Below are 23,592 nucleotides of genomic sequence, written 5' to 3'. Positions count from 1 at the left end.
GTGAAGCCGCAGCTACCGGGCCGACGGGGGCGGGTGGCTCAGCCCCGGCCCACGTACGGCATCGTCGTGGCCAGCACGGTCGCGAACTGCACGTTCGCGTCCAACGGCAGTTCGGCCATGTGCCGTACGGTGCGGGCGACATGGGCGACGTCCATCACCGGCTCCGGCGCCATCTCGCCGTTGGCCTGGAGGACACCGGCCGACATCCGGTCGGTCATGTCCGTCGCCGCGTTGCCGATGTCGATCTGGCCGACGGCGATGTGGTGTGAACGGCCGTCCAGGGAGAGGGACTTGGTCAGTCCCGTCAGGGCGTGCTTGGTCGCCGTGTAGGCGATGGAGTGGGGGCGGGGGGTGTGCGCGGAGATGGAGCCGTTGTTGATGATGCGGCCGCCTTGCGGCGACTGGTTCTTCATATGGCGGTAGGCCGCCTGCGCGCACAGGAACGCGCCGGTGAGGTTGGTGTCCACGACGTGGCGCCAGGCGTCGAAGGGGAGGTCCTCCACGGGGACGCCGCCTGGGCCGGAGACGCCCGCGTTGTTGAACAACAGGTCGATGCGGCCGAAGTGTTCGGCTGCCGTCGTGAACAGGTGGGACACCTGGTCGGGGTCGGACACGTCCGTCGGGACGGGGAGGGCTCTGGCCGGTCGTTCGTCGGGTGCGGCGCCGTCTCGGCTGGTCGCGCCCACGCGGCGGAGCCGCACATCAGACGACAGCCCCGCGCCCCTGACCGGCGTTGCCGGGCCCGGGGCTGTCAACTTCGCCGTTTCTTCCAGGGGTTCGAGGCGGCGGCCTGCCAGCGCCACCGACCAGCCTGCTGCCAGTAACTCTCTTGCCACCGCTCTGCCGATTCCTGAGCCTGCGCCTGTCACTACGGCGATTCTTGGGGGGGAGGTGTTCATGAGTCACGACTCCGTGGGGTAGTGGACCGCGGTCTGGGAGCGGATGGTGTCCAGGGTGCGCATCACGGCGAGGGTGCCGTCCAGCGGGACCAAGGGGGACTGGCGCTCACCGGCGCGTAGGGCGCGCATCACCTCCGTGGCCTCGTGGCGCAGGGTGTCGCGGGGGCCGTCGGCCGGGTCGGCGGTGAACTCCTCGGGGTCGCGGCCGTCCCGGTGCAGCACGAACCGTTCCGGGAAGAAGAAGCCGTCCGGGATGTCGATGCGCCCCGCCGAACCGGTCACCGACGCGGCGACGGGCGTGTCTCCGGTGATCGAACAGTGCACGGTGGCCAGCGCGCCGCTCGCCCAGGAGAGCACCGCGCCCGTCTGGAGATCGACGCCCTCCTCCGAGAGCACCGCCCGCGCCGACACCCCCGTCGGCTCCCCGAGCAGCAGATGCGCGAACGACACCGGATAGACCCCGAGATCGAGCAGCGCGCCCCCGCCCTGCGCCGGGTCCCGGAGCCGGTGCGAGGGCGGGAAGGGGCCGGCGAGCCCGAAGTCGGCGTGCACGGTGCGGACTTCGCCGATCGCCCCGTCGTCCACCAGGGCCTTCAGGCGCCGCACGAGGGGGTGGCAGTACATCCACATGGCCTCCATCAGGAAGCTCCCGCGCTCCCGGGCCAGCGCGACCAGCTCCTCGGCCTCGCGCGCGTTCAGGGTGAACGCCTTCTCGCACAGGACGTTGCGGCCGGCCTCCAGACAGAGCCCGGCGGCGGCCCGGTGCGCCGCGTGCGGGGTGGCGACGTAGACGACGTCCACCTCGGCGTCGTTGGCCAGGGCGTTCCAGTCGCCGTAGGCGCGGGGGATGCCGAAGCGTTCGGCGAAGGCCCGCGCGGAGGCCTCGCTGCGGGAGGCGACCGCGACGACCTCCGCGTCCGGCAGATCCACCAGCGCTCCCGTGAACGCGGTGGCGATCCCGCCCGTCGCCAGGATTCCCCATCGCACGTTCTTGGCCGTCATCCCGGTGTCCGCCCCTCGCTCATGTGGCCTCGCTCATGTGACCGTCGGCACTCAGTTCGAGCTGAGAGCATAGGTGGCGCCGTACTCGCAGAGGGAGGGGCACATGCCCGACCAGGGGGCATCCACATCCATGCAGGACCTCAACCGTACGACGGCGCCGCCGTCCGTCACCGCCGCCGACCTGCCCGCCGCCCGCAAGGCGAGCCTGCTGGTCACCCTCATCCTCGGCGGGCTCACCGCCACCCCGCCGCTCGCGATGGACATGTACCTGCCGTCGCTGCCCGAGGTCACCCGCTCCCTCAGCGCGTCCGCCGCGACCGTGCAGCTCACCCTCACCGCCTGCCTGCTCGGCATGGCCCTCGGGCAACTGGTGGTCGGCCCGATGAGCGACCGCTGGGGACGGCGCCGCCCGCTGCTCGTCGGGCTCGCCGTGTACGTCGTCGCCACCGCGCTGTGCGCGATCGCGCCGACGGTCGAACTCCTCGTCGCGTTCCGGCTGCTCCAGGGGCTGGCCGGGGCGGCCGGGATCGTGATCGCGCGGGCCGTCGTCCGCGACCTGTACGACGGCATGGAGATGGCCCGGTTCTTCTCCACGCTGATGCTGATATCCGGCGTCGCGCCGATCGTCGCGCCGCTGATCGGCGGCCAGATCCTGCGGGTGACCGACTGGCGGGGCGTGTTCGTCGTCCTCATCGGGGTCGGCGTCCTGCTCGCCGCGATCGTCTGGACCAAGCTCCCCGAGACGCTCGCACCGGCCGACCGGCACGCGGGCGGGGTCGGCGACGCCCTGCGCGCGATGCGGGGGCTCCTCGCCGATCTGCCGTTCACCGGGTTCATGCTCGCGGGTGGTTTCACCTTCGCCGCGCTGTTCGCGTACGTCTCGGCGTCGCCGTTCGTCATCCAGGAGATCTACGGGGCGTCGCCGCAGACGTTCAGCCTGCTGTTCGGCGTCAACTCCGTCGGCCTGGTTCTCGCGGGGCAGCTCAACGGCAAGGTGCTGGTCGGCCGGGCCCGCCTGGACCGGGTCTTCGGGGTGGGCCTGCTGATCGTCATCGGCGCCGCGATCGCCCTGCTCCTCATGACCACGGGCGTCTTCGGCCCGGTCGGCCTGGTCCCCGTCTCCGTCGGGCTCTTCGTGCTGATGTCCGCGATGGGCGTGACCCTGCCCAACGCCCAGGCCCTCGCCCTGATGCGCACCCGGCAGGCGGCCGGTTCCGCGTCGGCGCTGCTGGGCACGTCGTCGTTCCTGATCGGGGCGGTCGCCTCGCCGCTGGTCGGCATCGCGGGCGAGCACACCGCCGTCCCGATGGCCGTCGTCCAACTGGCGTCCGCACTGGTGGCCCTCGCCTTCTTCGTGGGACTGTGCCGTCCTGGGAACAGGCGTGCGGAAGTGGAGGGAGCGGGGAACTGAGCGCACCGAGACTGCGCAGGGGCACGGCACAGCGGGCCGGACTCGACGCCGGTGAGCTGCGGCTGCTCGCCGACGAGGTCCGTGACCTCACCACCGGCGAGCGCCCCTGGGCCCCGGCCACCGTCGTGGTGGCCGGGCGCGGCCCCGTCATCGCCGTCGAACGCGCGGCGGGCTGGGCGGTCCGCTACGCGGCCTACGACCCCGACACCGACACCGGCGTCGAACTCCCGCCCGGCGAACGGGTGTTGGCGACCACGTCCACGCCCTTCGATCTGGCGTCGGTCACCAAACTGTTCACGGCGGTCGCGGCCGCCCAGCAGATCGAACGCGGCACCCTCGGCATCGACGCCCGGATCGGCGGCCACCTCCCCGACTTCCCGGCGGCGGCCCGCGCGGGCCTCACCGTCCGCCAGCTCCTCACCCACACCTCGGGCCTGCGCCCCGAACTCCCGCTCTACGAACACCGCACCCCGGCCGAGGCCTGGACCCGACTCAAGACCGAGCCCCCGGCCCGCCCGCCCGGCACCTACACCTACTCCGACCTCAACTTCCTCCTCCTCCAACGCGTCCTGGAACGCGTCGCCCACCGCCCCCTCGACGTCCTCGTCCGCGACGGCATCACGCGCCCCCTCGGCATGCCGTCCACCCACTTCGGCCCCTGCCCCGCCGCTGCGGCCACCGAGGACCAGCGCCGCCCGTGGGCCAAGGCCGACCGGGGCATGCTGCGGGGTGTCGTCCACGACGAGAACGCCTGGGCGCTCGGCGGCGTCGCCGGTCACGCGGGCCTCTTCGCCACCGCCCGCGACCTCGCCGTCTTCTGCCGCACCCTCCTGGCAGGCGGCGCCTACGGCCAGGCCCGCATCCTCGCCCCCGACCTCGTCGACCTCCTCCTGACCCCGCCCGGCCTGGGCTTCGCGGTGGACCAGCCCTGGTTCATGGGCGACCTGGCAGGCAACGGCGCGGCAGGCCACACCGGCTTCACCGGCCCGTCCCTCGTCCTCGACCCCTCGACCGACACCTTCCTGATCCTCCTGGCCAACACGGTCCACCCACGCCGCAAACCTCCGAACAACGCCCCCAGGGCAAGCGCGGCGACGCGGTTGCGCAGGGCGGTGCGGTGAGGGGGGGCGGTTCTTCGTGGCGCGGGCTGTCTGAGCTGGCTCGGCGGTTCGTTGTGGTGCAGGTCCGTACCGACCAGCCTGTGGAACGGCTCACCGACGCGGGTCAGCACAATGGCTCGCGGCGCCTGACGCTCAACTCTCCGCCGGGCGCGGGGCGGGACGCCGACGCCGGGGAACGTCCCAGCAGTCGAGCCGCTCGGTGATCCAGACGGGGTTGACCTGGTATTCGCGGGCGAGGCTGGTGATGGAGGTTCCGGCGAGGTAGCGGGCGGTGACGTCGGCTCGGTCGCCGGTGAACTGGGCCTGGGCGGCCCTGACTTCGGCGGTGGAACGACGCCGGGTGCGGCCTCGGAAGACGTGCCCGGCGGGTCGGCGCAGGGCGTGGGCTTCGTGCCGGTGACGCCGGGGGACGCCCCACTCGATGAGGCGCAGCCCGAGCCAGTTGGCGGTGACGTGGTAGTCGGCGGCGATGCGGGAGACGGGTTCGCGGGCCTGGTAACGCTGGATGATGGCGTCACTGTCGGCGCGGGCGGCGTCGCGGGCGGCGGCCTTGAGGTGAGGGGGAGTTGTCACGGTGACGTCCATGGGTCCTGTGTTGCGAGTGCGTGGAGGGGGTGAGCGGGGATGCCGGGTGCGGAACGGCCGTGCTGGACAGGCCAGTTGGCGTGGAAGGCGACGGGCCAGACGGTGAGGGTGTAGATGCAGCCGTCGGTGTCTGTGAACCTCACGAAGAGGGGGTAGCCGCTCTTGATGTGCGCCCGGGCGGCGTCGAGTTGGGCCGGATCGGCCGCCCAGGCACGGAGTCGGGCGGGCCCGGCGGGTGCGGGGTAGCTGATGGTGTGCATCAGCGGCGACACCCAGGGCCGCCGGACGGGGACGGGGTCGAGCCGGTGGGCGAGGTGCAACGCCCGTGAGCTGAGCCACCGCAGCACCAGCTTGGGGGAGATGGACTGGAAGGCGGCCAGCACGCACTGGGCGTTCTCGCCGGTGCCGTGGATGGGACCCTCGGCACGGACCTCGGCCCGGTAGAGGGAGGGTTCCAGGGGCGGGGTGCCGGTACGGGGAAACGGCTTACAGGGCAGGCCAGTTGAACGGCGTCGGCGTCGGCGTAACCAGCGGGGGAGTCGGAACGTGCGCCGGGGGCGGGCGGTCACCGGGGTGCCTGCCTGACTTCGATGCGGGCGCGTTCCCCGGCGGCGAGGGTGTCCAGGTCGGTCACCGGGTCGATCTCGTGCAGGGTGACGATGAGGCGGGCGGCGAGGACCCACCGCAGGGCGACGGGGTCGGAGTAGTAGCGGACCTCGTCGACGCGTCCGGTGAGCGGGGTGAGGGTGTCCGGGTCGTAGACGGTTCCGGCGATGCCCCAGTCGACGGTGTATCCGACGAGGGCGGCGACCCACCCGCGCCGGAGGAATGGGCATTGCTGGACGGCGAGTTGAGCGCAGGTGGCGTGCAGCGGGGGACTGGAGGTGCGCTCACCGTCGCCGATGGGGTGCCGGTCGGCCGACGCCCCGAACAGGAACAGCAGGCGTTGGTCCGCGCGGGCGTCGAGTACGGCTCCGCCGCAGAGCTGGCAGCGGGAGCGGGTCATGGTCTGGCGCTGGCGCAGGGCGTGGACGGTGTCCCAGCGGGGCTCACCGACGCCGGGCACGGCGGGCATGCGCATCCACAGCACGTTCAACTGCCGGTCGACAGCCGGGTCTTCGTCGCGGAAGCCGAGGCCACTGACCTGCCTGCCGTGCCGCACGACCAACGCCTGCGGCGGCGCGTCCTCGCCGGACCAGGCAGTGAGAAACGGGACGGGGACGCCGTTCCAGTACCGGATCGGGCGGATCACCGGCGACCGTCCCGGATGAGGCGCAGCAGGATGCGGCCCAGGTCGCAGCCACCGGCGTTGTCGGTGCACTGCTCACAGCTCGGGGCGTGCTCCATGAGGGCGCGGTGGGCGGCGTTTCCGGCGTGCTTGCGGCAGGCCCGCAGGAAACAGACGCGGCCGGCGGGGTCCGTCTGTTCGCCCAGGTCGACGGCGGTCTCGATGGTGAGTGGTTCGCCGTTCCAGACGCAGGCGCGGCCGGTCGCGCGGGGCTCGTCCAGGTCCGCGAGGGCGGGTAGGGCGAGGGCGGCCTCGATGGGTGGGCGGTAGGTCTGGGGTGTCATGGGGTCGGCTCCATGTGACGGTGAGTGAGTTACTCGTCACATCGTCGCCAGCGCGCAAGCCCTTGGTGTCCACGGACTGTGGACACCAAGGTTCTTGACACACAGTCAATGGAGCGCTACACGCCGCACCAGAGGGAGAACTCCCGGAGTGGGTCGGTCACTTTGGCGCGTGCTCGGCGCAGAGCGGCGGCCGTCTCGTGTACCTGGGGGTGATGCCGCGTCTGCTGTGGTGCTGCCTCTTTGGCCTTCAGCAGTGAGTTGAACGCGGCGTCGTGCTGTGCCGTCCACACCTGAGCGCGCGCGAGGTCGATGTAGAAGTGGCCGGCGCGCCCGGCCGGGTAGCCCTCGGGCAGGTGCACCTCCCGCGCCAACTCCAGGGCCTCGCCGTGCTCGTCCCGGTCTGCTGCGGCGGCCACTGCGTGTTGGGCGACGTTGGTCGGGCCGAAGGTGAGTTCGTAGGACGTGGTCTCGCCGGTCTGCCGCGCAAGGTCCTTGGCCTCGGCCAGCCACCCCTTCGAGCCGTCGGCGTCGCCCTGACGGGACGCGAGGATCGAGCCCTTCAGGTAGAGCGAGCCGCGCACGGCCCGGGTGTGGACATCGCCGTCGTCGTCCAGGTCCCGGAGCGCCTGGTGCAGGAGCCGGACTCCTATGTCCAGGCCCGGCCGGCCGCCCTCGAAACTGGTCTGGGCGCGCATCCACCGTTCGATCGCCACCTGCCGGGGGTCGCCGGACCGGGCGGAGGCCGAGGCCATGCGGGACAGCGCCAGGCGGGCCAGATGCATTTCGCCGATCCGGTAGGCGACGCGCCAGACGCCGCGCGCGGCTTCTGCCTGGCACCAGTGCAGGAGTTCGCGATCACGGCCCGGCCGGTCGTGCTGAAAGACGGCGAGCGCCAACTCCTCCAGCAGGCCGGGCAACGTGGCGGCGAGCTGCCCCAGCTCGGCACGCTCCCGCATCCCGCGGGTCTCCATGGTGGCCTGCCGCAGCTCGGCCACGGACCGGGGCGCCATGGCGTCGTCGGCAGGGGGGACGTCCCAGTTGTCGAGCGCGCTGCCCATGGGCTCCAGCATCTGGTCGATCTGGTCCTGCTGGAGCTGTTCGCGGTAGGGCTGTCCACGGAGCACCGAGACACCCACCCCCAACGCGCGGGCGACGGCCCCGACGACGGCTTCGGAAGCGTTCCTGTCGCCCTTCTCGATCATGCCGAGCATGCCGTGCGAGACGTGTGCGCGTTGTCCGAGCTGGCGGAGGGAGTAGCCGCGTACTTTGCGCAGTTCCTCTATGCGGGCACCGATTCCGCCGCTGTGAAGGTCAGTTGGGTAGGGCACGATCGGCTCCGTTCTGACGTCGACACTCAGAACGGTACGCCCGGTCGGCTCCGGGCTGCCATCGCCTCGGCCCCGAGCGGGCCGGTCGTGTGTGATCGGATAGAGCGCATGACGACTCCTGTGCTCTACCTGTTCGGCTCGGCAGCGCCTCCCGTCTTCGACGTCGGGCGGGTGGTCGAGGATGCGCAGGCCAGAGGGTTCGATGTGTGTCTGGGTCTGACGCCGACGGCCGTGCGGTGGCTCGGTGATCAGGTGCCTGTACTGGCCGAGTTGACGGGGCATCCGGTGCGGTCCGAGTACAAGACCCCGGGCGAGCCGGACGTGTGGCCGAAGGCGGACGTCATCGCGGTCGCACCGGCCACCTTCAACACGGTGAACTCCTGGGCGCTGGGGCTGACTCACGACTTCGTGGTCGGGGTCGTCGCCGAGGGAGTCGGCAAGGACATCCCGCTGGTACTGATGCCGTGCGTGAACGCGGCCTACGTACAGCACCTGCGATTCGAGCGGAGCATCAGCGAACTCCGCGAGATGGGCGTGGAAGTCCTCTACGGCGAGGGCGGGTTCGTACCGAACCAACCGGGCCAGAGCCGACCGAAGGAGTACCCGTGGGGGCTGGTACTGGACGCGGCGGAACGGCTTGCCCGCCCCCGGCACGCGTGAAGCACGGCCACGCCGTCCGGCGGCTCGACGCGTGGGCGACGCTGACACCGGCCACATGAGGGCGGCGAGCTGAAGGTGCCCAACTGTCCTTCTGGACCTGGCCCGTGGCCGTAGCCAGTCGTTCCGCGAGGCTATTGGTCCCGCACCGCCACCTCCGACACCGTCGTCGAGGCCCGCGCGGCAGGAGTGCCGGTCGACGTGGTGGGGCGGGGTACCTCTTCCGGCACGGCCAGCCCCAACCAGCCCGTCCGGCGTTTGAGGACGAGGCCGTTCAGGCCGAACGGGGGTTTGGGGGCAGCGCCCCCAAGTCTCTTCGGCGCCGAGGGAGCGCGGGCCAGCCCCAACCAGCCCGTCCGGCGTTTGAGGACGAGGCCCGTTCAGGGCCGACGCGGGGGTTTGGGGGCGCAGCCCCCAGGGCTCTTGGGTGCCGAGGAAGTGCAGGTCGGCATCAAACAGCCCGTCCGGCGGGTGAGGGCGGTGCCCGTTCAGCGGCGCAGTTCCACTCGCGTTGGTCGCCTAGAATTCGGTGGGTGAACGACGCCGCCCAGACCCTGCGCCGCATACTCGCCGACGTGCTGGACGGCCTCCCACCCCGCCAGGCCGCCACGGCAGTGGACCGGCTCATCTCCACGTACCGCGGAGCGCCCCCCACCCACGCCCCCATCCTGCGCGACCGCGCCGACGTCGCCGCGTATGCCGCGTACCGCATGCCGGCGACCTTCGAAGCCGTCCGCACCGCGCTCGCGGAGTTCGCCGACGCCGTTCCGGAGTGGACGCCGGCCGATCACACGGACGTGGGTGGCGGCACCGGCGCGGCGACCTGGGCAACGGCGGCGACGTGGGGCGGCGTCCGTCCGGTGACCGTTCTCGACTGGGCCGAACCCGCCCTCGCCCTCGGGCGTGAACTCGCCGCCGCGCTCCCGGAGTTGGCGGACGTCCGCTGGCAGCGGGCCCGCATCGGGTCGGCGCTCGCTGTCGAGCCCGCGGACCTGGTCACCGTTTCCTACGTTCTCAACGAACTCACCGAGCCCGATCGGGTCGCCCTTGTCGATGCGGTTGCCGGTGCGGCGCAGGCTGTCGTGATCGTGGAGGCGGGGACGCCCGCGGGGTATGCGCGGGTCATCGAGGCGCGGGGGCGACTGGTCGCCGCCGGGTTCAAGGTCGCCGCGCCCTGTCCGCATGACGACGCGTGTCCGATCGTTCCCGGTGAGGACTGGTGCCACTTCTCGGCTCGGGTGAGTCGGTCGTCGTTGCACCGGCAGGTGAAGGGGGGGTCGCTCGCGTACGAGGACGAGAAGTTCAGTTACGTCGCGGCAACCCGGCTGCCGGTCGTGCCGGCTGCCTCCCGCGTCGTTCGCAAGCCGCAGATCCGCAAGGGGCAGGTGCTTCTGGATCTGTGCGAACGGGAACCAGCGCTCCATCGCACGACGATCACCAAACGTCACGGGGACCTTTACAAGGCGGCGCGTGATGCGAGTTGGGGCGATGTGTGGCCGCCTGCGGGGCTGTTGGCGGACGGTGAGAGCTAGCGTTTCGGTGCCCCGAACCCGTTTGCTTTCGGGATGTGAGGGTCGCATAAGATCGGGCCGCGCCCTCGGGCTGAATGTGTGCGTGAAGTACTCGTAGGGGTGGTTGGTCGCTCCGGCGACGGGAGATGTCTCGTCGCCGGAGCGGGCGGCAGCCCTCGCGGGGTGCGGTGCGGTGCGGTGCGGTTGTCGGGTGCGGCGCCGTCGTGGCTGGTCGCGCAGTTCCCCGCGCCCCTTATGTGGGCTGCCCGGACGCCCGCCTGCAAGTGCCCCGCGCCCCTGTCGGTGTGTCCGTGCCGCAGGCTGCAAGTGCCCCCCCGAGAGCAGGCCACTCAAGGCCCCCCGGCTCGTTGGTACCGTTTCTTTATGGTCAAGGAGGGCTCCGGCGGGGGCGGGCGGCGTAGTGAGCGGGCTCGGCGGGCTATTCAGGATGCCGCGCTCGCTCTCGTGGTCGAGGTCGGTTTCGCGAAGACCACCGTCGAGGGGATCGCCGCGCGGGCCGGGGTGGGGAAGCAGACCATCTACCGGTGGTGGCCCTCGAAGGCCGAGGTGCTGCTTGAGGCGTTTCTCGCGTTGTCGGAGCGGGCCGCCCTCGACGCGGGGCAGGAACCGTTCGTCTTCCCGGACACCGGGGATCTCGCCGCCGACCTCAAGGCCGTGCTGCGGGCCACCGTCGACGAGCTGCTCGACCCCCGTTTCGAGGCCCCGACCCGCGCGCTGGCCGCCGAGGGCGTGGTCAACGAACGGCTCGGGCGGGAGTTCGTGGCCCGGCTCCTCGAACCCCAACTCCAGCTGTACGTCGACCGGTTGACGGCCGCGCAGGAGACCGGACAGGTCCGCCGCGAGGTCGACCCGCGGATCGCCCTCGAACTGTTCGTCTCACCGCTCGCCCAGCGCTGGCTCCAGCACACCGGCCCCATCAGCCACGCCTACACCGACACCCTCGTCGACTACGCCCTCGGCGGCCTCACCCCGAGGTGAGGAGTGTGTGAGAACAGCGGCCTCGGCGCCGGGGGCGTGCGCCGTGAAAAGGGCGTGAAAAGTGGTCATGGTGTGTGATTACGGTGTGAGGGGGCTCTCGTCCCCCGTGCCCGGGATGCCCGCTCCGGCCCCCCGAGGCGTTCGCGAGTGGGACCATAGGGCATGCTGTTTTGCACGACAGCGAGGCGAGGGGCAGATGAGCGCGGACAACGCGGACTCGGAACGGACCGGCCTGCCGGGCAGGCTCTCCCAGTGGCTGCGCAAACGCCGGCCGAAGGAGGCCGCCGACACCGCCGACCGTGAGGCCCTGCTGCTGGCCGCCGCCGGGGCGGGACTGCCGCTCGCGCCCGCCGCCCACCCGGCGCCCGGCTACCGGTGTTCCTGCGACCGCGTCGGCTGTCCCACCCCGGCCCGGCACCCGGTGTCGTTCGCCTGGCAGACGCAGTCCACCACCGACCGCGCGCAGATCGAACGCTGGGCCCGCCACCAGCCGCAGGCCAACTTCATCACCGCGACCGGCATGGTCCACGACGTCCTCGACCTGCCCCTGGAGGCCGGTCAGGAAGCGTTGGAACGGCTCCTCGGCGCCGGGATCGACGTCGGGCCTGTCGCCGAGAGCGACGACGGGCGGCTGCTGTTCTTCACCCTCACCCGGGGCACCCCCGAGGACGAGGACGAGTGGTGGCCGTGCGAGCTGGACTGCCACCCCGAGACCGCCGACGAACACCCCGGTCTTCGCTGGCACTGCCGAGGCTCCTATGTGCTGGTCCCGCCCGCCCGACTCCCGGGCGACGACGGCCAGTCCGTGCACTGGGTGCGCGGCCCGGAACACCCGTTGCCCGACCCGCTGAGCCTCCTCGAAACCCTCACCGACGCCTGCGCCCGGTACGCCGGACGGGAGAGCGACCCCGCCGACCACGACCAGGTCGGCGCGGGCTGGCCGATGCGCCGCTGACCCTCAGCCGCCCTCGGCCGACGTCAGACCCTCCAGGCGGGACACGATGCTCACCTTGTCGTTCGACGCGCCCTTGACGGGGTCGACGGCCACGCCGTTCGACATGAACTCCATCGTCAGCGACTGCTTGATCTCGCCGGTCGTGAGCGCCTGCACATTCGCGTTCGGCGTGGGGATCGACGTGCCGGTGAACGCCGTCTGCTTCTCGTAGCGCCGGGTGGTGAAGAACACCAGCGCGCCGCCGTCCTCGGTGCGCAGCGCCAACGGGGCGTAGTCGCCGTCGGTCAGCGGCTCGTCGATGTACTGCGTGGTGAGCCCCGGCCGCTTGCCCGCCTTCTGGCGCTGCGCGCGCCACTGGTCGGTGTGCGGCCCGGCGGCGAAGGTCTGCCCGCCGCTCTTCAGATACGTCGCGTAGTCCTTGCTCAACTCGCCGGGCGGGACGGCGAGTTCGGGGGAGTTCGCGGGGACGTTCTCGGCCCAGCCGGCGGCGTTCTTCTTGATCTCGGGCAGCGCGTTCGGCGCGATCAACGTCAAGTAGGCGACCTGCCACGTCTCATGGAGACCGTGCCGGGTGAACACCATCAACCAGTGCGACGTTCCGCCCTTGTTGCCCTGCGCCTCCGCCACGAACCAGCGCGGCCAACCTGCCTTCTCCGGGATCGTGTACGTGACGTCGCTGAACTCCAGCGGAGTGTGCGCCGCGTTGCCGCTCGGACTGTTGGCGTGACCGGCCTTCAACCGGGCCGCGTCGATGTCCCCGAGCGCCCCGGTCACATGGTCGGCGTCGAGTGAACTGTCGTACGCCGCATCGGCCTTGTTGTACGCGGCGGTGAACTGCTGGAGCGCCTTCGCGGCCTCGGCGCGGGTGGTCGAGGGGAGCACGACCCGCTCCCCGTGGACCACCACGCACCCGCTCGCCGTCAACGACAACGCCAACGCCGTGGCCGCCATCAGTACACGCCGGTCGAGCCGCGGTACGCGCCGGTCAAGACTGCGGGGCCTGCGAGGGCCGCGATCCCTGCTCATCAGGTTGCTCCACCTTCCCCTTCCCGGAGGCGAACCCTACCGGGGCGAAGAACACGGCGAGCGTCGGGACCAGGTACAGCAGCCACACCGTGACCTGGAGGACTGTCGGGTCGGGCTGGAAGTTGAAGACACCCTTCAGGAGCGTGCCGTACCAGCTGTCCGGCGGGATCGTGCCACTGATGTCGAACGCCAGGTCGGTCAGGCCCGGCAGCAGGTTGGCCTCCTGGAGATCGTGGAAGCCGTACGCCAGCACGCCCGCCGCGACGACCACCAGCATGCCGCCGGTCCAGGTGAAGAACTTCGCGAGGTTGATCCGCAGCGCGCCCCGGTAGAACAGCCAGCCGAGGAACACCGCCGTGGCCAGGCCGAGCGCCGCCCCGACCAGCGGACGCGGGGTGCCGTCACCGGCCGCGTGCACCGACGCCCACACGAACAGGGCCGTCTCCAGACCCTCCCGGCCCACCGCCAGGAACGCCGTCGCGACCAGGGCGCCGGTGCCCATCGCGAGGGCCGCGTCCAGCTTGCCGTGCAGCTCCGCCTTGAGGTGCCGGGCGGTGCGCCGCATCCAGAACACCATCCACGTCACCAGGCCCACCGCGATGACCGACAGCGAGCCGCCGAGCCCCTCCTGCGCCTGGAACGTCAGCTCCTGGGAACCGAATTCGAGGACGCAGCCGAAGCCCAGGGCGAGGACGATCGCGACGGCGATGCCGGTCCAGATCGGCTTCAGCGCGTCCCGCCGCCCGGTCTTGACCAGGTAGGCGATCAGGATGCAGACGACGAGACTGGCTTCGAGGCCCTCACGCAGGCCGATCAGATAGTTGGAGAACACGGCCCTACGCCTCCTTGGTGAACAACGTGCGGCCCCACCAGTCGTCCTGGTCGCGGACGCCCGGCGGCACGGCGAAGACCGCCGAACCCACGTGCTGGATGTACTCGTTGAGCGCGTCCTTCGCGGACAGGCTGCGCTGGAGCGGGATGAACCCCTCGCGCACATCACGCTGGTAGGCGAGGAAGAACAGCCCCGCGTCCAGCCGGCCGAGGCCGTCGGTGCCGTCGGTGAAGGAGTAGCCCCGGCGCAGGATGGTGATGCCGTGATTGGAGTCGGGGTGCGCGAGACGGACGTGCGCGGTCGGTTTCATCGCCTTCAGGAACGGCTGGTCGTGTTCCTTCGCCTTGCCGACCGGGGCGCCGGTGCCCTTGTCGCGGCCGAACACGTCCTCCTGCTCCTGGAGCGAACTCCGGTCCCACGTCTCGATGTTCATGCGGATACGCCGGGCCACGAGATACGAGCCGCCGGTCATCCAGGCCGGTCCGTCCCCGGCACCGGCCCACACGTACTTCTTCAGACGGTCCGTCTCGGTGCCCGCGATGTTGCGCGTGCCGTCCTTGAACCCCATGAGATTGCGGGGGGTTTGGGCGTTCGGGGTCGTCGACGACGTTTTCCCGAAGCCCAGTTGGGACCAGCGCACGGCGACGGTGCCGAAGCCGATGCGGGCCAGGTTGCGGATCGCGTGCACGGCGACCTGCGGATCATCGGCGCAGGCCTGCACGCACAGGTCGCCGCCGGTGCGGGTCGCGTCGAGGTTGTCGCCGGGGAACTTCGGCAGGTCGACGAGGGCGGCGGGACGGCTGTCCTTGAGGCCGAAGCGGTCGAAGAGCGTCGGCCCGAAACCGATCGTCAACGTCAGCCGCGACGGTGTGAGCCCCAGCGCCTCGCCTGTGTCGTCCGGCGGCGCCTCCGCGAGCCCGCCGTACGCGCCGTCGCCGACGGTGTGCCCGGCCGTCAGCCGCCGCGCCGCCGCCGTCCAGTCCTTCAGCAACTGCACGAACTCCGCGCGGTCGTCGGTCTTCACGTCGAACGCGGCGAAGTGCAGCCGGTCCTGCACCGGCGTGGCGATCCCCGCCTGGTGCGCGCCGTGGAAGGCGACCGCGCCGCCGGTGGGATCGGCGTCGTCGCTCTCCCCGGCCAGCGCCACCGCACCGCCCGCCGCGACGGCGCCGAGCGCGAGCCCGGCCCCGCCCCAGCCGATCAGCGCCCGCCGCGAAGGGGACGCCGACGCCCCCGCATCCTGAGTCTCGGTCATGGCCACGCCTACTTCACGACAGCGGCGGCGAGCTTGGACAGCGGCTCGGCCAGGGCGTTGACCTGGTCCGACAGCTCCTTGCGCTGCGCCTTGCCGACCTTGTCGTACGGCTCGAACCCGTCCGACGTCGACGTCGAGCGGTACGTGTCGAGCAGTGTGTCCAACGCCGCGAACTCCTTGTCGAGTTCGGTGGTGAGCGCCGCGTCGTTCTTCCGCACCACCGGCTTGAGCAGCTCGTACGCCTTCTGCGCGCCGTCGACGTTGGCCTGGAAGTCGCTCAGGTCGGTGTGCGAGTAACGGTCCTCCTCGCCGGTGACCTTGCTGGTGGCGACCTCGTCGAGGAGTTCCTTGGCGCCGTTGGCCATCGAGGTCGGGGTGATCTCGGCCTTGCCGACCCGCTGCTGCCAGTCCTTCAGGTCGGTGACGAGTTCGGCGGCGAGGGACTTCTCGGTGGCGCCGATCTTCTTGTCCTCCCAGAGCGACTTCTCCAGGCGGTGCCAGCCGGTCCACTTCTGCCCGGCCTCCAGGCCGTCGGCGCGGGTGTCGGTCTTGGGGTCGATGTCGCCGAACGACTCCGCGATCGGCTCGGTGCGCTCCCAGCCGACCCGGGACGGCGCGAACGCGTTCCTCGCGGCCGTGAGATCGCCCGCCTTGACGGCGTTCGCGAACGTCTCCACCTTCGGGATCGTCGCGTCCGCCTGCTCCTGCGCGTACGCGCGGTAGGCGGCCACGGCCTGGTCCAGCTTCGGGTCCCGCTTGGCGACCTTGCCGCCGGTCACGGTCAGCTTCTGCCGCACCCCGTGCCCCTTCATCCCCGGGCGGCACGCGATCTCGTACGCACCGGCCTTCACCTCGGCGGTCAGCGTGTACTTGGTGCCGGGGCCGATGTTCTCCTTCTCGGAGACGATCCGGTCGTCCGGGAAGAGGATCTCCACCTCGGTCGCCCGCGAACCCGAGTTCGCGATCTTCAACGTCACCTGCCCGGCCGGGACGGACTTCGTCGAGGTGTCGCACGTCGTGTCGGCGGCGGTCACCTGGATCGCGCCGTCACCGTCGCCGGTGCTCTTCTCGGTGCAGCCGGTGACCGCGGTCAGGGCCGCCGCGGTGGCGGCGGCGGTCACGAACGAGAGTCTGACGGCTCGCATACGGGCTCCAAGAGGTGGCGAGAAATCGCGGTTCCGGGCTCACCCGGGATTGGTGAGGCTCGCCTAACTTATCCAAGCCTCGGGTAGGTGATACCCGCCCATGCGGTGATTCAGCTCTCATGTGGGGTGACGGGGCACAAGCCGATCACGGTGGCTCAAAATGCGCGCCAAGTGGTGGTCAAAGGGAACTCAAAGGTCCCGCTGAGGGGTGATCAGGAGCGCGCCGGTGCGCGGGTGCGGGAGCACGTCCACCGGCTGGTCGTAGACCCGGGACAGCAGCGCCCGCGTGCACACCTCACCGGGCGGCCCGTCGGCGGCGACCCGTCCGGCGTGCAGCACCGCCACCCGGTGCGCGTAGGCGGCGGCGAGCCCCAGATCGTGCAGCACGACCACCACGGCGTCCCCGGCCCGCGCCCGCTCCCGGCACAGCCGCAGCACCAGCTCCTGGTGTTTGAGGTCCAGGGCGGCGGTCGGTTCGTCGAGCAGCAGCAACGGCGTCTGCTGGGCGAGGACCCGGGCCAGCGCGACCCGGGCGCGTTCCCCGCCGCTCAGCGCGGAGAACGGGCGGTCCGCGAAGCCGGTCACCTCGGTCGCGGCCATCGCACCGGCCACCGCGAGATCGTCCTCGGCGGGGGAGGCGTCGTGCGGTGCCCGCCCCATCCGCACGACGTCCTCGACCGTGAACGGGAACGACAGCGCCGCCGACTGCGGCAACACCGCCCGCCGCAGCGCGAGTTCGGGCGCGGACCACTCCGTGACCGGGCGGCCGTCGATGCGCACGACACCGGAGACGACCGGGAGATCGGCGGCGAGCACTCCCAACAGGGTTGATTTCCCGGCCCCGTTGGGCCCGACCAACGCCAACACCTCACCGGCCCGCACCCCGAGACCGACCCCGTCCAGGACATCCCGGCCCCCGAGCCGCACGCACACGGCATCGGCCTCGGCGAGCAGATCACCGGGAGCGGCGGGAGAGGGCGGCGCGGGTCGCGACCGCAGGAGGCGTCTCATACGGGGTCCTTGGAGGAGGAACGGCGGTGCAGGGGTCGTTGCGAGGCGGCGGAACGGCGGTGCAGGCGTCGTTCCGCATGAGGGGAACGGTGGTGCAGGCGTCGTTGCGCATGAGGGGAACGGTGGTGCAGGCGCCGTTCCGTACGAGGGGAACGGTGGTGCAGGCGTCGTCGCGGGAGGTGGCTCGGCGGGGCTGTCATGCCCAACCCCCTTGTCTGCGGCGGGTTCTGCGCAGCAGCCAGAAGAAGAAGGGGCTGCCGAGCAGGGCGGTGAGGACGCCGAGGGGAAGTTCGGCGGGGGCGGCCACCGTGCGGGCCGTGAGGTCGGCGGCGAGCAGGACCAGCGCGCCCAGCACCGCACTCGCCGGCACCAGCAACCGGTGCCCGGGGCCCGCCGCCATTCGCAGCAGATGCGGCACGACCAGGCCGACGAAGCCGATGATCCCGGAGACGCTCACCGCGGCCGCCGTCAGCAGCGCGATCACCAGCACCAGCACGATCCGCAGCCGCTCCACGTCCACGCCGAGGTGCCGGGCCGGGCGTTCACCGAGCGAGAGGAGGTCGAGACGGCGGGCGTACAGGGGCGCTATCCCCAGGCCGATCGCCGCGCACGGCAGCACCGCGAGCACCTTCGGCCAGGTCGCCTGGGAGAGCGAACCGAGCTGCCAGAAGGTGATCTGGTTGATCGCGGCGGTGTCCGCGAAGAAGAGGAACAGGCCGATCAGCGCCCCCGCGAACGCGTTCACCGCGATGCCGGTCAGGATCAGCGTGACGACCTCGGTGCGCCCCCCTGACCGGGACATCGCGTACACGAGGAGCACGGTCACGAGCCCGGAGGCGAAGGCGAAGAGCGACACCGTCCAGGTGCCGAGGAAGTCGATGCCGAACGCGATCACCGCGACCGCGCCCACCGCCGCACCGGACGAGACGCCGATCACCCCCGGTTCCGCGAGCGGGTTGCCGAACACCCCCTGCATCAGGGCCCCGGCGCACCCGAGGGAGGCGCCGACCAGCAGCGCGAGGACGATCCTCGGGAACCGCACGTTCCACAGCACCGACTCCGCGACCCGGTCCAACTCCCCGCCGCCGAGCCCGACATGGTGCCGCACGGAGGCCAGCACATGGCCGACCGGCACCGGGTAGGCGCCGAGGGAGGCGGCGACGGGGATCAGCACCACCAACGCGACGACCAGCGCGCCGGTGAGCAGCGCCCCGGTGGGCCGCCGACGCCGGACGGGCGCGGTGACATCGCCCTCAACTGCCTTGTCCAGCACGGTCATCGGGCGTCGCCGCCCTTGCCGTAGAGCTGTGCGACGACGGAGGTGAGGACCTGGTCGGTGCGGGGGCCGTAGTTGAGCAGGACGCCGTCCTCGACGGAGACGACCCGGCGGTCGAGCCCGGCCGGGGTCTGGGCGACGCCGGGAATCCTGACCAGTCCCTCGATGCCGCCGACCGACTCAAGTCCCTTGCTCATGACGAGAATCGCGTCCGGCGCGGCCTTCACCAGGGCCTCGCTGGTGATCGCGGTGAAGTCCTTCGTCAGCCCCGACGCGGCCCCGGCGTCGACGCCGCCCGCCGCCTCGATGAGCGAGGTGGCGCCCGAGCCCTTGCCGCCGATCAGATAGACGGAGGCGGAGCCGCGCAGATAGAGGAAGGCGACCCGCGGCTTCTTCGTCTCCCGGGGAACTCCCTTGCGGACGGTGGCTATACGGGCCTCCGACCGCGCGGTGAGCCGCTTCCCGGCCGCCGGTACCCCGAGGGCGTTAGCGACCGCGCCGATGCGGGTGGCGACGTCGTCGAGACCCTGCGCGGGGGAGACCACCACGATCGGGATGCCGGCGGCGCGGATCTGGTCCATGGCCTCGGAAGGCCCGGTGGTGGTCTCGGCGAGCACCAGATCGGGCTTGAGGGAGAGCACGCCCTCGGCGGAGACGTCATGGGCGCGGGTCACCACGGGCAGCTTCGCCGCCTGCTCGAAGGTCGCGGTGATGTCCCGGGCGACGACCCGGCTGCCGAGGCCGAGGGTGAACACGATCTCGCTCAGGCTGCCGGAGAGCGGCACGATCCGGTCGGCCCGCTCGACGGTCACCTTCTTCCCGTCGGCAGACCCGACGGTGACGGGGAGGTCGGGGCGGGCGGTGCCGGTCAACGGCTCGACCCGGTTGGCGGCGGCCAACGTGGCCTTTGTGGTAGGGGAGTTGGCGGCGGAACCCGTGTCCGCCGGTCCACCGCAGGCGGTCGCGGTCAGGGTCAGGGTGAGCACGGACACCAGTGCTCCCGCCAGTCGTGTGCGCAAGCGTCGCACTGTCTGGTCCGTTCCTCTCTGTCGGCCACTGCCGTAGGGCTTCGGTAAAGCTTAGGTTAGCCTTACCTTTGCTCGCTACCGGCTGTCGTATCCGGAGGACTCCCCATGCCCGCGCGTCTACGTGCCCTGGTGACCGTGCTCTGCGCGGCCGTCCTGGGCGCCCTGCTCCCTGTGTCCACGGCGCACGCCGCGAGCCGCACCGTGCAGGGCGGCCGGCTCGACTGGGGCATCAAATCGTCGTTCCAGTCCTATGTCACCGGGCCGATAGCCAAGGGGAGTTACTCCCTCACCGGCGGCGCGGCCACGGTCGGCAGCGCCGGATTCCGGTTCCACTCGGCGAGCGGCAGCTACGACGGTGCGGCGGGGTCGTTCCGGGCGGGCTTCTCGGGCGGCGTGCACTTCCTCGGGCACCGCACCGACGCCGGTGTCTACCAGCTCGACCTCACCATCAGCCGCCCCACGGTGAGCATCTCCGGCTCCACGGGCACGCTGTCCGTGGACATCGTCAGCAAGGCGAAGGACACCGGCAAGGTCACCACGTCCAGCCAGGTCCCCTTCGCCGCCCTGTCCCTGGGCTCCATCGACATGCACGGCGACGGCAACGAGGTCGTCCTCACCAACCTCCCCGCCACCCTCACCTCCCAGGGCGCCGCCTCTTTCGCCGGTTACTACACCGCCGGAACCGCCCTGGACCCGGTGAGCCTCACGGCCGACGTCCGGGCCGCCGCCTCCACCCCGACGCCGACCAGCACCCCGAAGGCCTCCACGTCGCCGGAGAAGAAGCCGGAGAAGAGGGAGACGTCGGGCGACGAGGTGAAGGACGGCGCCGTCGACTGGGGTGTGCGCCGCACCTTCCGCGAGTACGTCACCGGCGACATCGCCCAGGGCGAGTGGACCCTGTCCGACGGCGCCCAGGACGGCGGCGCCCTCTTCCGCTTCCCGAAGGGCGAAGGCACCTACGAGAAGGGCGAGTTGAAGGCGGCGTTCGCGGGAGCCGTCGCGTTCACCGGCGCCCACGGGCTGGATCTGCGGTTCAGCGGGGTGCGGGTGGCCGTCGAGGACGGGAAGGGCACGCTCTCCGCGGACGTGACCGGCGCCGACTTCACCGGTAAGAAGGTCGCGCTGGTCACCTTCGAGGCCAAGAGCCTGAAGTCGGCCGACGGTCTCGCCCAACTCACCGAAGCACCGGCCACGTTGACGGCCGAGGGCGCGAAGGCGTTCGGCGCCATGTACCAGCCCGGCACCGCGATGGACCCGGTCTCCCTCGCCGTCGCCCTCACCGACGACGCGAAGCTGCCGCCCCTCCCCGACCTGGGCGCCACGCCGACCCCCACCAACTCCCCCTCCCCGTCTGCTACGTCGACCACCGAGGCCTCACCCGAGCCGGTCTCCGGCACGTCGAGCGAGGACGCCTTCCCGACCCTGCCGGTGAGCCTGGCGGCGGGAGCGCTGCTGCTGGCGGGAGCGGCGTACCTGGCCATCAGGGCCCGCCGGACACGGGTCGCGGTGGAGGCCACCCCCGACGGCGGCTCCCCGGACAAGGGCACCGCCCCCGAGCCCCCGCAAGCCTGACCGCACCCCCCGCACTTCACTGCACCCGCCCCTCGTCGGGTGGGCCACTCCCAAGGAGAACCCCGTCATGCGAGCCAACCCGGCGACACCTGACACCCCAGCCACCTCGGCCACCTCGGCCGTCCTCGCCGGCAGACGGCGGCGTTCCGTCGCGCTCGCCGCCGCCGTCGCGACCGCCGCCGTGCTCGGGGCCACCGTGCTGGCCACGGCCGGGGCGACGACCGCCTCGGCGGCTGAAGTGCCGCTCAGCGGCTACGAGTTGACGTGGGGCATCAAGCAGTCGTACCGCACCTATGTGACCGGTTTCGCCATGGGAACCTTCACGCCGTCGGCCGGGGCGACGCAGGCGGCCGACAACGGGGCGTTCACCTTCGTCGAGGGCGCGGGCACCTACGACGCGACGGGCCACACCGTGGACCTCGCCTTCCAGGGCGGCCTGACGATCCAGTCGAAACTGCACGGCTTCGACATCACCCTGTCGGACGTGAAGTTCGACAGCAAGGACGCCGAGATCACCGCCGATGTGACCAAGGACGGCACGACCACGGACGACGTGCCGCTCGCCACGGTCACCGTCACCCAGAGCATGAAGGAGATGGCGACCACCCTCACCAAGCAGGCCGCGGACGTCTTCGGCAGCGCCGGTTACGAGAACGCGGCCGGCGACCCCCTGACCGTCGTCCGGCCGACGGCGTCGACCTCACCGGCGCCGACCTCGACGCCGTCGCCCACCGGGGACACCTCGCCGTCGCCGACCCCGACCGCCCCGGAGACCTCACCGACCCCGAACAGCCCCTCTCCCAGCGCGAGTTCGAGCGCGAGCCCGTCGGCGACGGCGACCGAACCCGCCGCCGAGGGCGAGGTCGTGAACGGGCGGCTCGGCTGGGGCGTCAAGGAATCCTTCCGCAGCTATGTGGTCGGCGGGGTGGCCAACGGGAAGATCACCGCGTCCGGCGGCGCGACGCAGGCCACGGGCAACGGGGCGTTCACCTTCGTCAACGCGACCGGTTCCTACGACAGGGGCGACAAGGGTCCCGACAGCCTCTCGGCCGCCTTCGAGGGCGCCGTGAACTTCAAGGGCCATGAGACGAACGGCAGTTACGCCCTCGACCTGACCCTCAGCGACCTCCATGTGAAGCTCGCCGACGGCTCGGGTCAGCTCAGCGCGGACGTGACGAGCCTCGGCACGACGACGCAGGACGTGGTCCTCGCCGAACTCAAGTCGGACTCCGGGGAGTTGACCGCGAAGGACGACGTGATCACCGTTGACGACGTCACGGCGACCCTCACCGAGGCCGGGGCCAAGGCGTTCAGCGGCTACTACCAGGCCGGTACCGCACTCGACCCGGTCGACCTGTCGGTGGCGCTGAGCGCGGACGCGGAACTGCCGTCCGGTGACGGCTCGACGGGCGGTACCGGGTCGGGGAGTTCCGGCGGTTCCGGCGAGGTCTCCGGCACGACCGGGGGCGGCTCGGTGTCCGGCGGCACCGGCTCGACCACGGGCGGCGTCACCGGCGGGCTCGCCGCGACCGGCTCCGACATCCCGGTCGCCGCCCTCGGTACGGCCGCCGCGGTGACGATCGCGGCGGGCGCGGGCGTGGTCCTCGCGGTCCGCCGCAGGCGCCCGGTGGAGTAGCGGTGAGCGGGAAGGGCGGTGAGCGGGAAGGGCGGTGAGCGGGGCGGGCGGGCGAGCGCGCACCCCGTTCCCGCCCTCCCGCGTTCCCTCCAGGATGCTTAAATTTCCGCGTGACCGACTACGACGTACTGCGTGTCTTCTGCGGCCCGAAGGGCGGATACGGCAACGAGTTGGGCGTCATCCGTGAGGGCTCCCACCTCCCGGACCGCGCCGACCGGCAGGAACTCGCCGCCAAACTCGGCTTCAGCGAAACGGTGTTCGTGGACGACCCCGAGCGCGGCGTCATCGACATCTACACGCCCACCCTGCGCCTCCCCTTCGCCGGTCACCCCTGCGTCGGCACCGCCTGGCTCCTCGACGTCCCCGAACTGGTCACCCCGGCCGGGGTGGTCGGCGCCCGCCTCGACGGGGAGTTCAGCTGGATCGAGGCCCGCGCGGAGTGGGCGCCGCCCCGGACCCTGCGCCAATACCCGACGCCGGGCGAGGTGGACGCCCTGGAGGTGCCGCCGCCGGGCGAGTGGATCTACGCGTGGTCCTGGGAGGACGAGGCCGCGGGGCGTATCCGCGCCCGTGCCTTTCCCGGCCGCGATGACGGCATCGACGAGGACGAGGCGACGGGCGCGGCGGCGATCCTCCTCACGGACCAGCTGGGCCGCGCCCTCAACATCACGCAGGGCGCGGGCTCCCAACTGCTGACGGCGCCGCAGCCGGGGGGCTGGGTGGAGGTCGGCGGCAGGGTCCACCTGGAGAGGTAGGGGAGATTCCCCAGGG

23 protein-coding genes are annotated in these 23,592 nt (G+C 71.6%); 9 read left to right on the top strand and 14 right to left on the bottom strand.

Annotated features, from left to right (window positions below):
• Nucleotides 1-38: 38 nt before the first annotated feature.
• Complete coding sequence (locus ACIQOU_RS25625) at nt 39-899, bottom strand: SDR family oxidoreductase (RefSeq protein ID WP_401539349.1); 861 nt, start codon at nt 897-899, stop codon at nt 39-41.
• A 3-nt stretch (nt 900-902) separates the two neighbouring features.
• Nucleotides 903-1,901, bottom strand: a complete 999-nt coding sequence (locus tag ACIQOU_RS25620) for a Gfo/Idh/MocA family protein (RefSeq protein WP_401539348.1) — start codon at nt 1,899-1,901, stop codon at nt 903-905.
• A gap of 103 nt (nt 1,902-2,004) precedes the next feature.
• Between ACIQOU_RS25620 and ACIQOU_RS25615 the strand changes: the two genes are divergently transcribed.
• Together ACIQOU_RS25615 and ACIQOU_RS25610 are read left to right on the top strand one after the other, a co-directional pair.
• A complete protein-coding gene (locus ACIQOU_RS25615) occupies nt 2,005-3,312 on the top strand; it encodes a multidrug effflux MFS transporter (protein WP_401539346.1) in 1,308 nt (435 codons plus the stop codon).
• Nucleotides 3,264-4,433, top strand: coding sequence for a serine hydrolase domain-containing protein (locus ACIQOU_RS25610; RefSeq protein ID WP_401539345.1), 1,170 nt, complete (start codon nt 3,264-3,266; stop codon nt 4,431-4,433). The genes ACIQOU_RS25615 and ACIQOU_RS25610 overlap by 49 nt, the downstream gene beginning before the upstream one ends.
• A gap of 132 nt (nt 4,434-4,565) precedes the next feature.
• Here ACIQOU_RS25610 and ACIQOU_RS25605 read toward each other — a convergent pair whose 3' ends face one another.
• The 5 genes from ACIQOU_RS25605 to ACIQOU_RS25585 all read right to left on the bottom strand — a co-directional run bounded on the left by ACIQOU_RS25605 (nt 4,566) and on the right by ACIQOU_RS25585 (nt 7,918).
• Complete coding sequence (locus tag ACIQOU_RS25605) at nt 4,566-5,006, bottom strand: hypothetical protein (RefSeq protein WP_401539343.1); 441 nt, start codon at nt 5,004-5,006, stop codon at nt 4,566-4,568.
• On the bottom strand, nt 5,003-5,587 hold the full coding sequence (locus ACIQOU_RS25600) for a hypothetical protein (RefSeq protein ID WP_401539342.1): 585 nt from the start codon (nt 5,585-5,587) through the stop codon (nt 5,003-5,005). Before ACIQOU_RS25600 ends, ACIQOU_RS25605 begins: the two co-directional genes overlap by 4 nt.
• Nucleotides 5,584-6,270, bottom strand: coding sequence for a hypothetical protein (locus ACIQOU_RS25595; protein ID WP_401539340.1), 687 nt, complete (start codon nt 6,268-6,270; stop codon nt 5,584-5,586). The genes ACIQOU_RS25600 and ACIQOU_RS25595 overlap by 4 nt, the downstream gene beginning before the upstream one ends.
• Nucleotides 6,267-6,590, bottom strand: coding sequence for a hypothetical protein (locus ACIQOU_RS25590; protein ID WP_401539338.1), 324 nt, complete (start codon nt 6,588-6,590; stop codon nt 6,267-6,269). The genes ACIQOU_RS25595 and ACIQOU_RS25590 overlap by 4 nt, the downstream gene beginning before the upstream one ends.
• A 116-nt stretch (nt 6,591-6,706) precedes the next feature.
• The gene (locus ACIQOU_RS25585; RefSeq protein ID WP_401539336.1) at nt 6,707-7,918 is read right to left on the bottom strand and encodes a helix-turn-helix domain-containing protein; all 1,212 of its coding nucleotides are present in this window, start codon (nt 7,916-7,918) and stop codon (nt 6,707-6,709) included.
• 108 nt (nt 7,919-8,026) lie between these two features.
• On the opposite strand from ACIQOU_RS25585, the gene ACIQOU_RS25580 reads away from it, so the two are divergent.
• The 4 genes from ACIQOU_RS25580 (at nt 8,027) to ACIQOU_RS25565 (ending at nt 12,040) form a co-directional block, all read left to right on the top strand.
• Entirely contained in the window at nt 8,027-8,578 is a 552-nt protein-coding gene (locus ACIQOU_RS25580) for a flavoprotein (protein WP_401539334.1), read from the top strand.
• Between the two features lie 530 nt (nt 8,579-9,108).
• On the top strand, nt 9,109-10,107 hold the full coding sequence (locus ACIQOU_RS25575; protein ID WP_401539333.1) for a small ribosomal subunit Rsm22 family protein: 999 nt from the start codon (nt 9,109-9,111) through the stop codon (nt 10,105-10,107).
• 363 nt (nt 10,108-10,470) lie between these two features.
• A complete protein-coding gene (locus tag ACIQOU_RS25570) occupies nt 10,471-11,085 on the top strand; it encodes a TetR/AcrR family transcriptional regulator (RefSeq protein WP_401539331.1) in 615 nt (204 codons plus the stop codon).
• 196 nt (nt 11,086-11,281) lie between these two features.
• A complete protein-coding gene (locus tag ACIQOU_RS25565) occupies nt 11,282-12,040 on the top strand; it encodes a bifunctional DNA primase/polymerase (RefSeq protein ID WP_401539330.1) in 759 nt (252 codons plus the stop codon).
• Nucleotides 12,041-12,043: 3 nt separating this feature from the next.
• On the opposite strand, the gene ACIQOU_RS25560 is transcribed toward ACIQOU_RS25565, so the two are convergent.
• From ACIQOU_RS25560 to ACIQOU_RS25530, 7 genes are all read right to left on the bottom strand, one after another.
• Nucleotides 12,044-13,066, bottom strand: coding sequence for a hypothetical protein (locus tag ACIQOU_RS25560; protein WP_401539328.1), 1,023 nt, complete (start codon nt 13,064-13,066; stop codon nt 12,044-12,046).
• Nucleotides 13,026-13,898, bottom strand: a complete 873-nt coding sequence (efeU, locus tag ACIQOU_RS25555; protein ID WP_401539327.1) for an iron uptake transporter permease EfeU — start codon at nt 13,896-13,898, stop codon at nt 13,026-13,028. The genes ACIQOU_RS25560 and efeU overlap by 41 nt, the downstream gene beginning before the upstream one ends.
• A 4-nt stretch (nt 13,899-13,902) precedes the next feature.
• Nucleotides 13,903-15,153 carry an iron uptake transporter deferrochelatase/peroxidase subunit gene (gene efeB, locus ACIQOU_RS25550; protein ID WP_401539325.1) on the bottom strand — a complete coding sequence of 417 codons (1,251 nt, stop codon included), beginning with the start codon at nt 15,151-15,153 and terminating at the stop codon, nt 13,903-13,905.
• 8 nt (nt 15,154-15,161) lie between these two features.
• Nucleotides 15,162-16,298, bottom strand: a complete 1,137-nt coding sequence (gene efeO, locus ACIQOU_RS25545) for an iron uptake system protein EfeO (RefSeq protein WP_401539323.1) — start codon at nt 16,296-16,298, stop codon at nt 15,162-15,164.
• Nucleotides 16,299-16,487: 189 nt separating this feature from the next.
• On the bottom strand, nt 16,488-17,309 hold the full coding sequence (locus ACIQOU_RS25540; RefSeq protein WP_401539321.1) for a heme ABC transporter ATP-binding protein: 822 nt from the start codon (nt 17,307-17,309) through the stop codon (nt 16,488-16,490).
• 196 nt (nt 17,310-17,505) lie between these two features.
• A complete protein-coding gene (locus ACIQOU_RS25535; RefSeq protein ID WP_401539319.1) occupies nt 17,506-18,588 on the bottom strand; it encodes a FecCD family ABC transporter permease in 1,083 nt (360 codons plus the stop codon).
• Complete coding sequence (locus ACIQOU_RS25530; RefSeq protein WP_401539317.1) at nt 18,585-19,604, bottom strand: ABC transporter substrate-binding protein; 1,020 nt, start codon at nt 19,602-19,604, stop codon at nt 18,585-18,587. Before ACIQOU_RS25530 ends, ACIQOU_RS25535 begins: the two co-directional genes overlap by 4 nt.
• A 114-nt stretch (nt 19,605-19,718) precedes the next feature.
• Here ACIQOU_RS25530 and ACIQOU_RS25525 point away from each other — a divergent pair, with 114 nt between their 5' ends.
• The 3 genes from ACIQOU_RS25525 to ACIQOU_RS25515 all read left to right on the top strand — a co-directional run bounded on the left by ACIQOU_RS25525 (nt 19,719) and on the right by ACIQOU_RS25515 (nt 23,576).
• A complete protein-coding gene (locus tag ACIQOU_RS25525) occupies nt 19,719-21,185 on the top strand; it encodes an HtaA domain-containing protein (protein WP_401539315.1) in 1,467 nt (488 codons plus the stop codon).
• Nucleotides 21,186-21,252: 67 nt separating this feature from the next.
• Entirely contained in the window at nt 21,253-22,821 is a 1,569-nt protein-coding gene (locus tag ACIQOU_RS25520) for an HtaA domain-containing protein (protein ID WP_401539313.1), read from the top strand.
• 110 nt (nt 22,822-22,931) lie between these two features.
• A complete protein-coding gene (locus ACIQOU_RS25515; RefSeq protein WP_401539311.1) occupies nt 22,932-23,576 on the top strand; it encodes a PhzF family phenazine biosynthesis protein in 645 nt (214 codons plus the stop codon).
• The last annotated feature ends 16 nt before the right edge of the window (nt 23,577-23,592 follow it).

Origin of the sequence: Streptomyces sp. NPDC091279, assembly GCF_044757465.1 — a bacterium.
In the GTDB taxonomy this organism is placed as follows: domain Bacteria; phylum Actinomycetota; class Actinomycetes; order Streptomycetales; family Streptomycetaceae; genus Streptomyces.
Note: the sequence above shows the minus strand (reverse complement) of the source record. Positions and strands in the feature narration are given on the sequence as shown.

Coding starts and splice junctions, on each gene's coding strand:
- ACIQOU_RS25615 (WP_401539346.1), top strand. CDS start 2,005: ATGCCCGACCAGGGGGCATCCACATCCATGCAGGACCTCAACCGTACG.
- ACIQOU_RS25535 (WP_401539319.1), bottom strand. CDS start 18,588: ATGACCGTGCTGGACAAGGCAGTTGAGGGCGATGTCACCGCGCCCGTC.
- efeB (WP_401539325.1), bottom strand. CDS start 15,153: ATGACCGAGACTCAGGATGCGGGGGCGTCGGCGTCCCCTTCGCGGCGG.
- ACIQOU_RS25525 (WP_401539315.1), top strand. CDS start 19,719: ATGCCCGCGCGTCTACGTGCCCTGGTGACCGTGCTCTGCGCGGCCGTC.
- ACIQOU_RS25590 (WP_401539338.1), bottom strand. CDS start 6,590: ATGACACCCCAGACCTACCGCCCACCCATCGAGGCCGCCCTCGCCCTA.
- efeO (WP_401539323.1), bottom strand. CDS start 16,298: ATGCGAGCCGTCAGACTCTCGTTCGTGACCGCCGCCGCCACCGCGGCG.
- ACIQOU_RS25625 (WP_401539349.1), bottom strand. CDS start 899: ATGAACACCTCCCCCCCAAGAATCGCCGTAGTGACAGGCGCAGGCTCA.
- ACIQOU_RS25520 (WP_401539313.1), top strand. CDS start 21,253: ATGCGAGCCAACCCGGCGACACCTGACACCCCAGCCACCTCGGCCACC.
- ACIQOU_RS25560 (WP_401539328.1), bottom strand. CDS start 13,066: ATGAGCAGGGATCGCGGCCCTCGCAGGCCCCGCAGTCTTGACCGGCGC.
- ACIQOU_RS25580 (WP_401539334.1), top strand. CDS start 8,027: ATGACGACTCCTGTGCTCTACCTGTTCGGCTCGGCAGCGCCTCCCGTC.
- ACIQOU_RS25620 (WP_401539348.1), bottom strand. CDS start 1,901: ATGACGGCCAAGAACGTGCGATGGGGAATCCTGGCGACGGGCGGGATC.
- ACIQOU_RS25540 (WP_401539321.1), bottom strand. CDS start 17,309: ATGAGACGCCTCCTGCGGTCGCGACCCGCGCCGCCCTCTCCCGCCGCT.
- ACIQOU_RS25570 (WP_401539331.1), top strand. CDS start 10,471: ATGGTCAAGGAGGGCTCCGGCGGGGGCGGGCGGCGTAGTGAGCGGGCT.
- ACIQOU_RS25565 (WP_401539330.1), top strand. CDS start 11,282: ATGAGCGCGGACAACGCGGACTCGGAACGGACCGGCCTGCCGGGCAGG.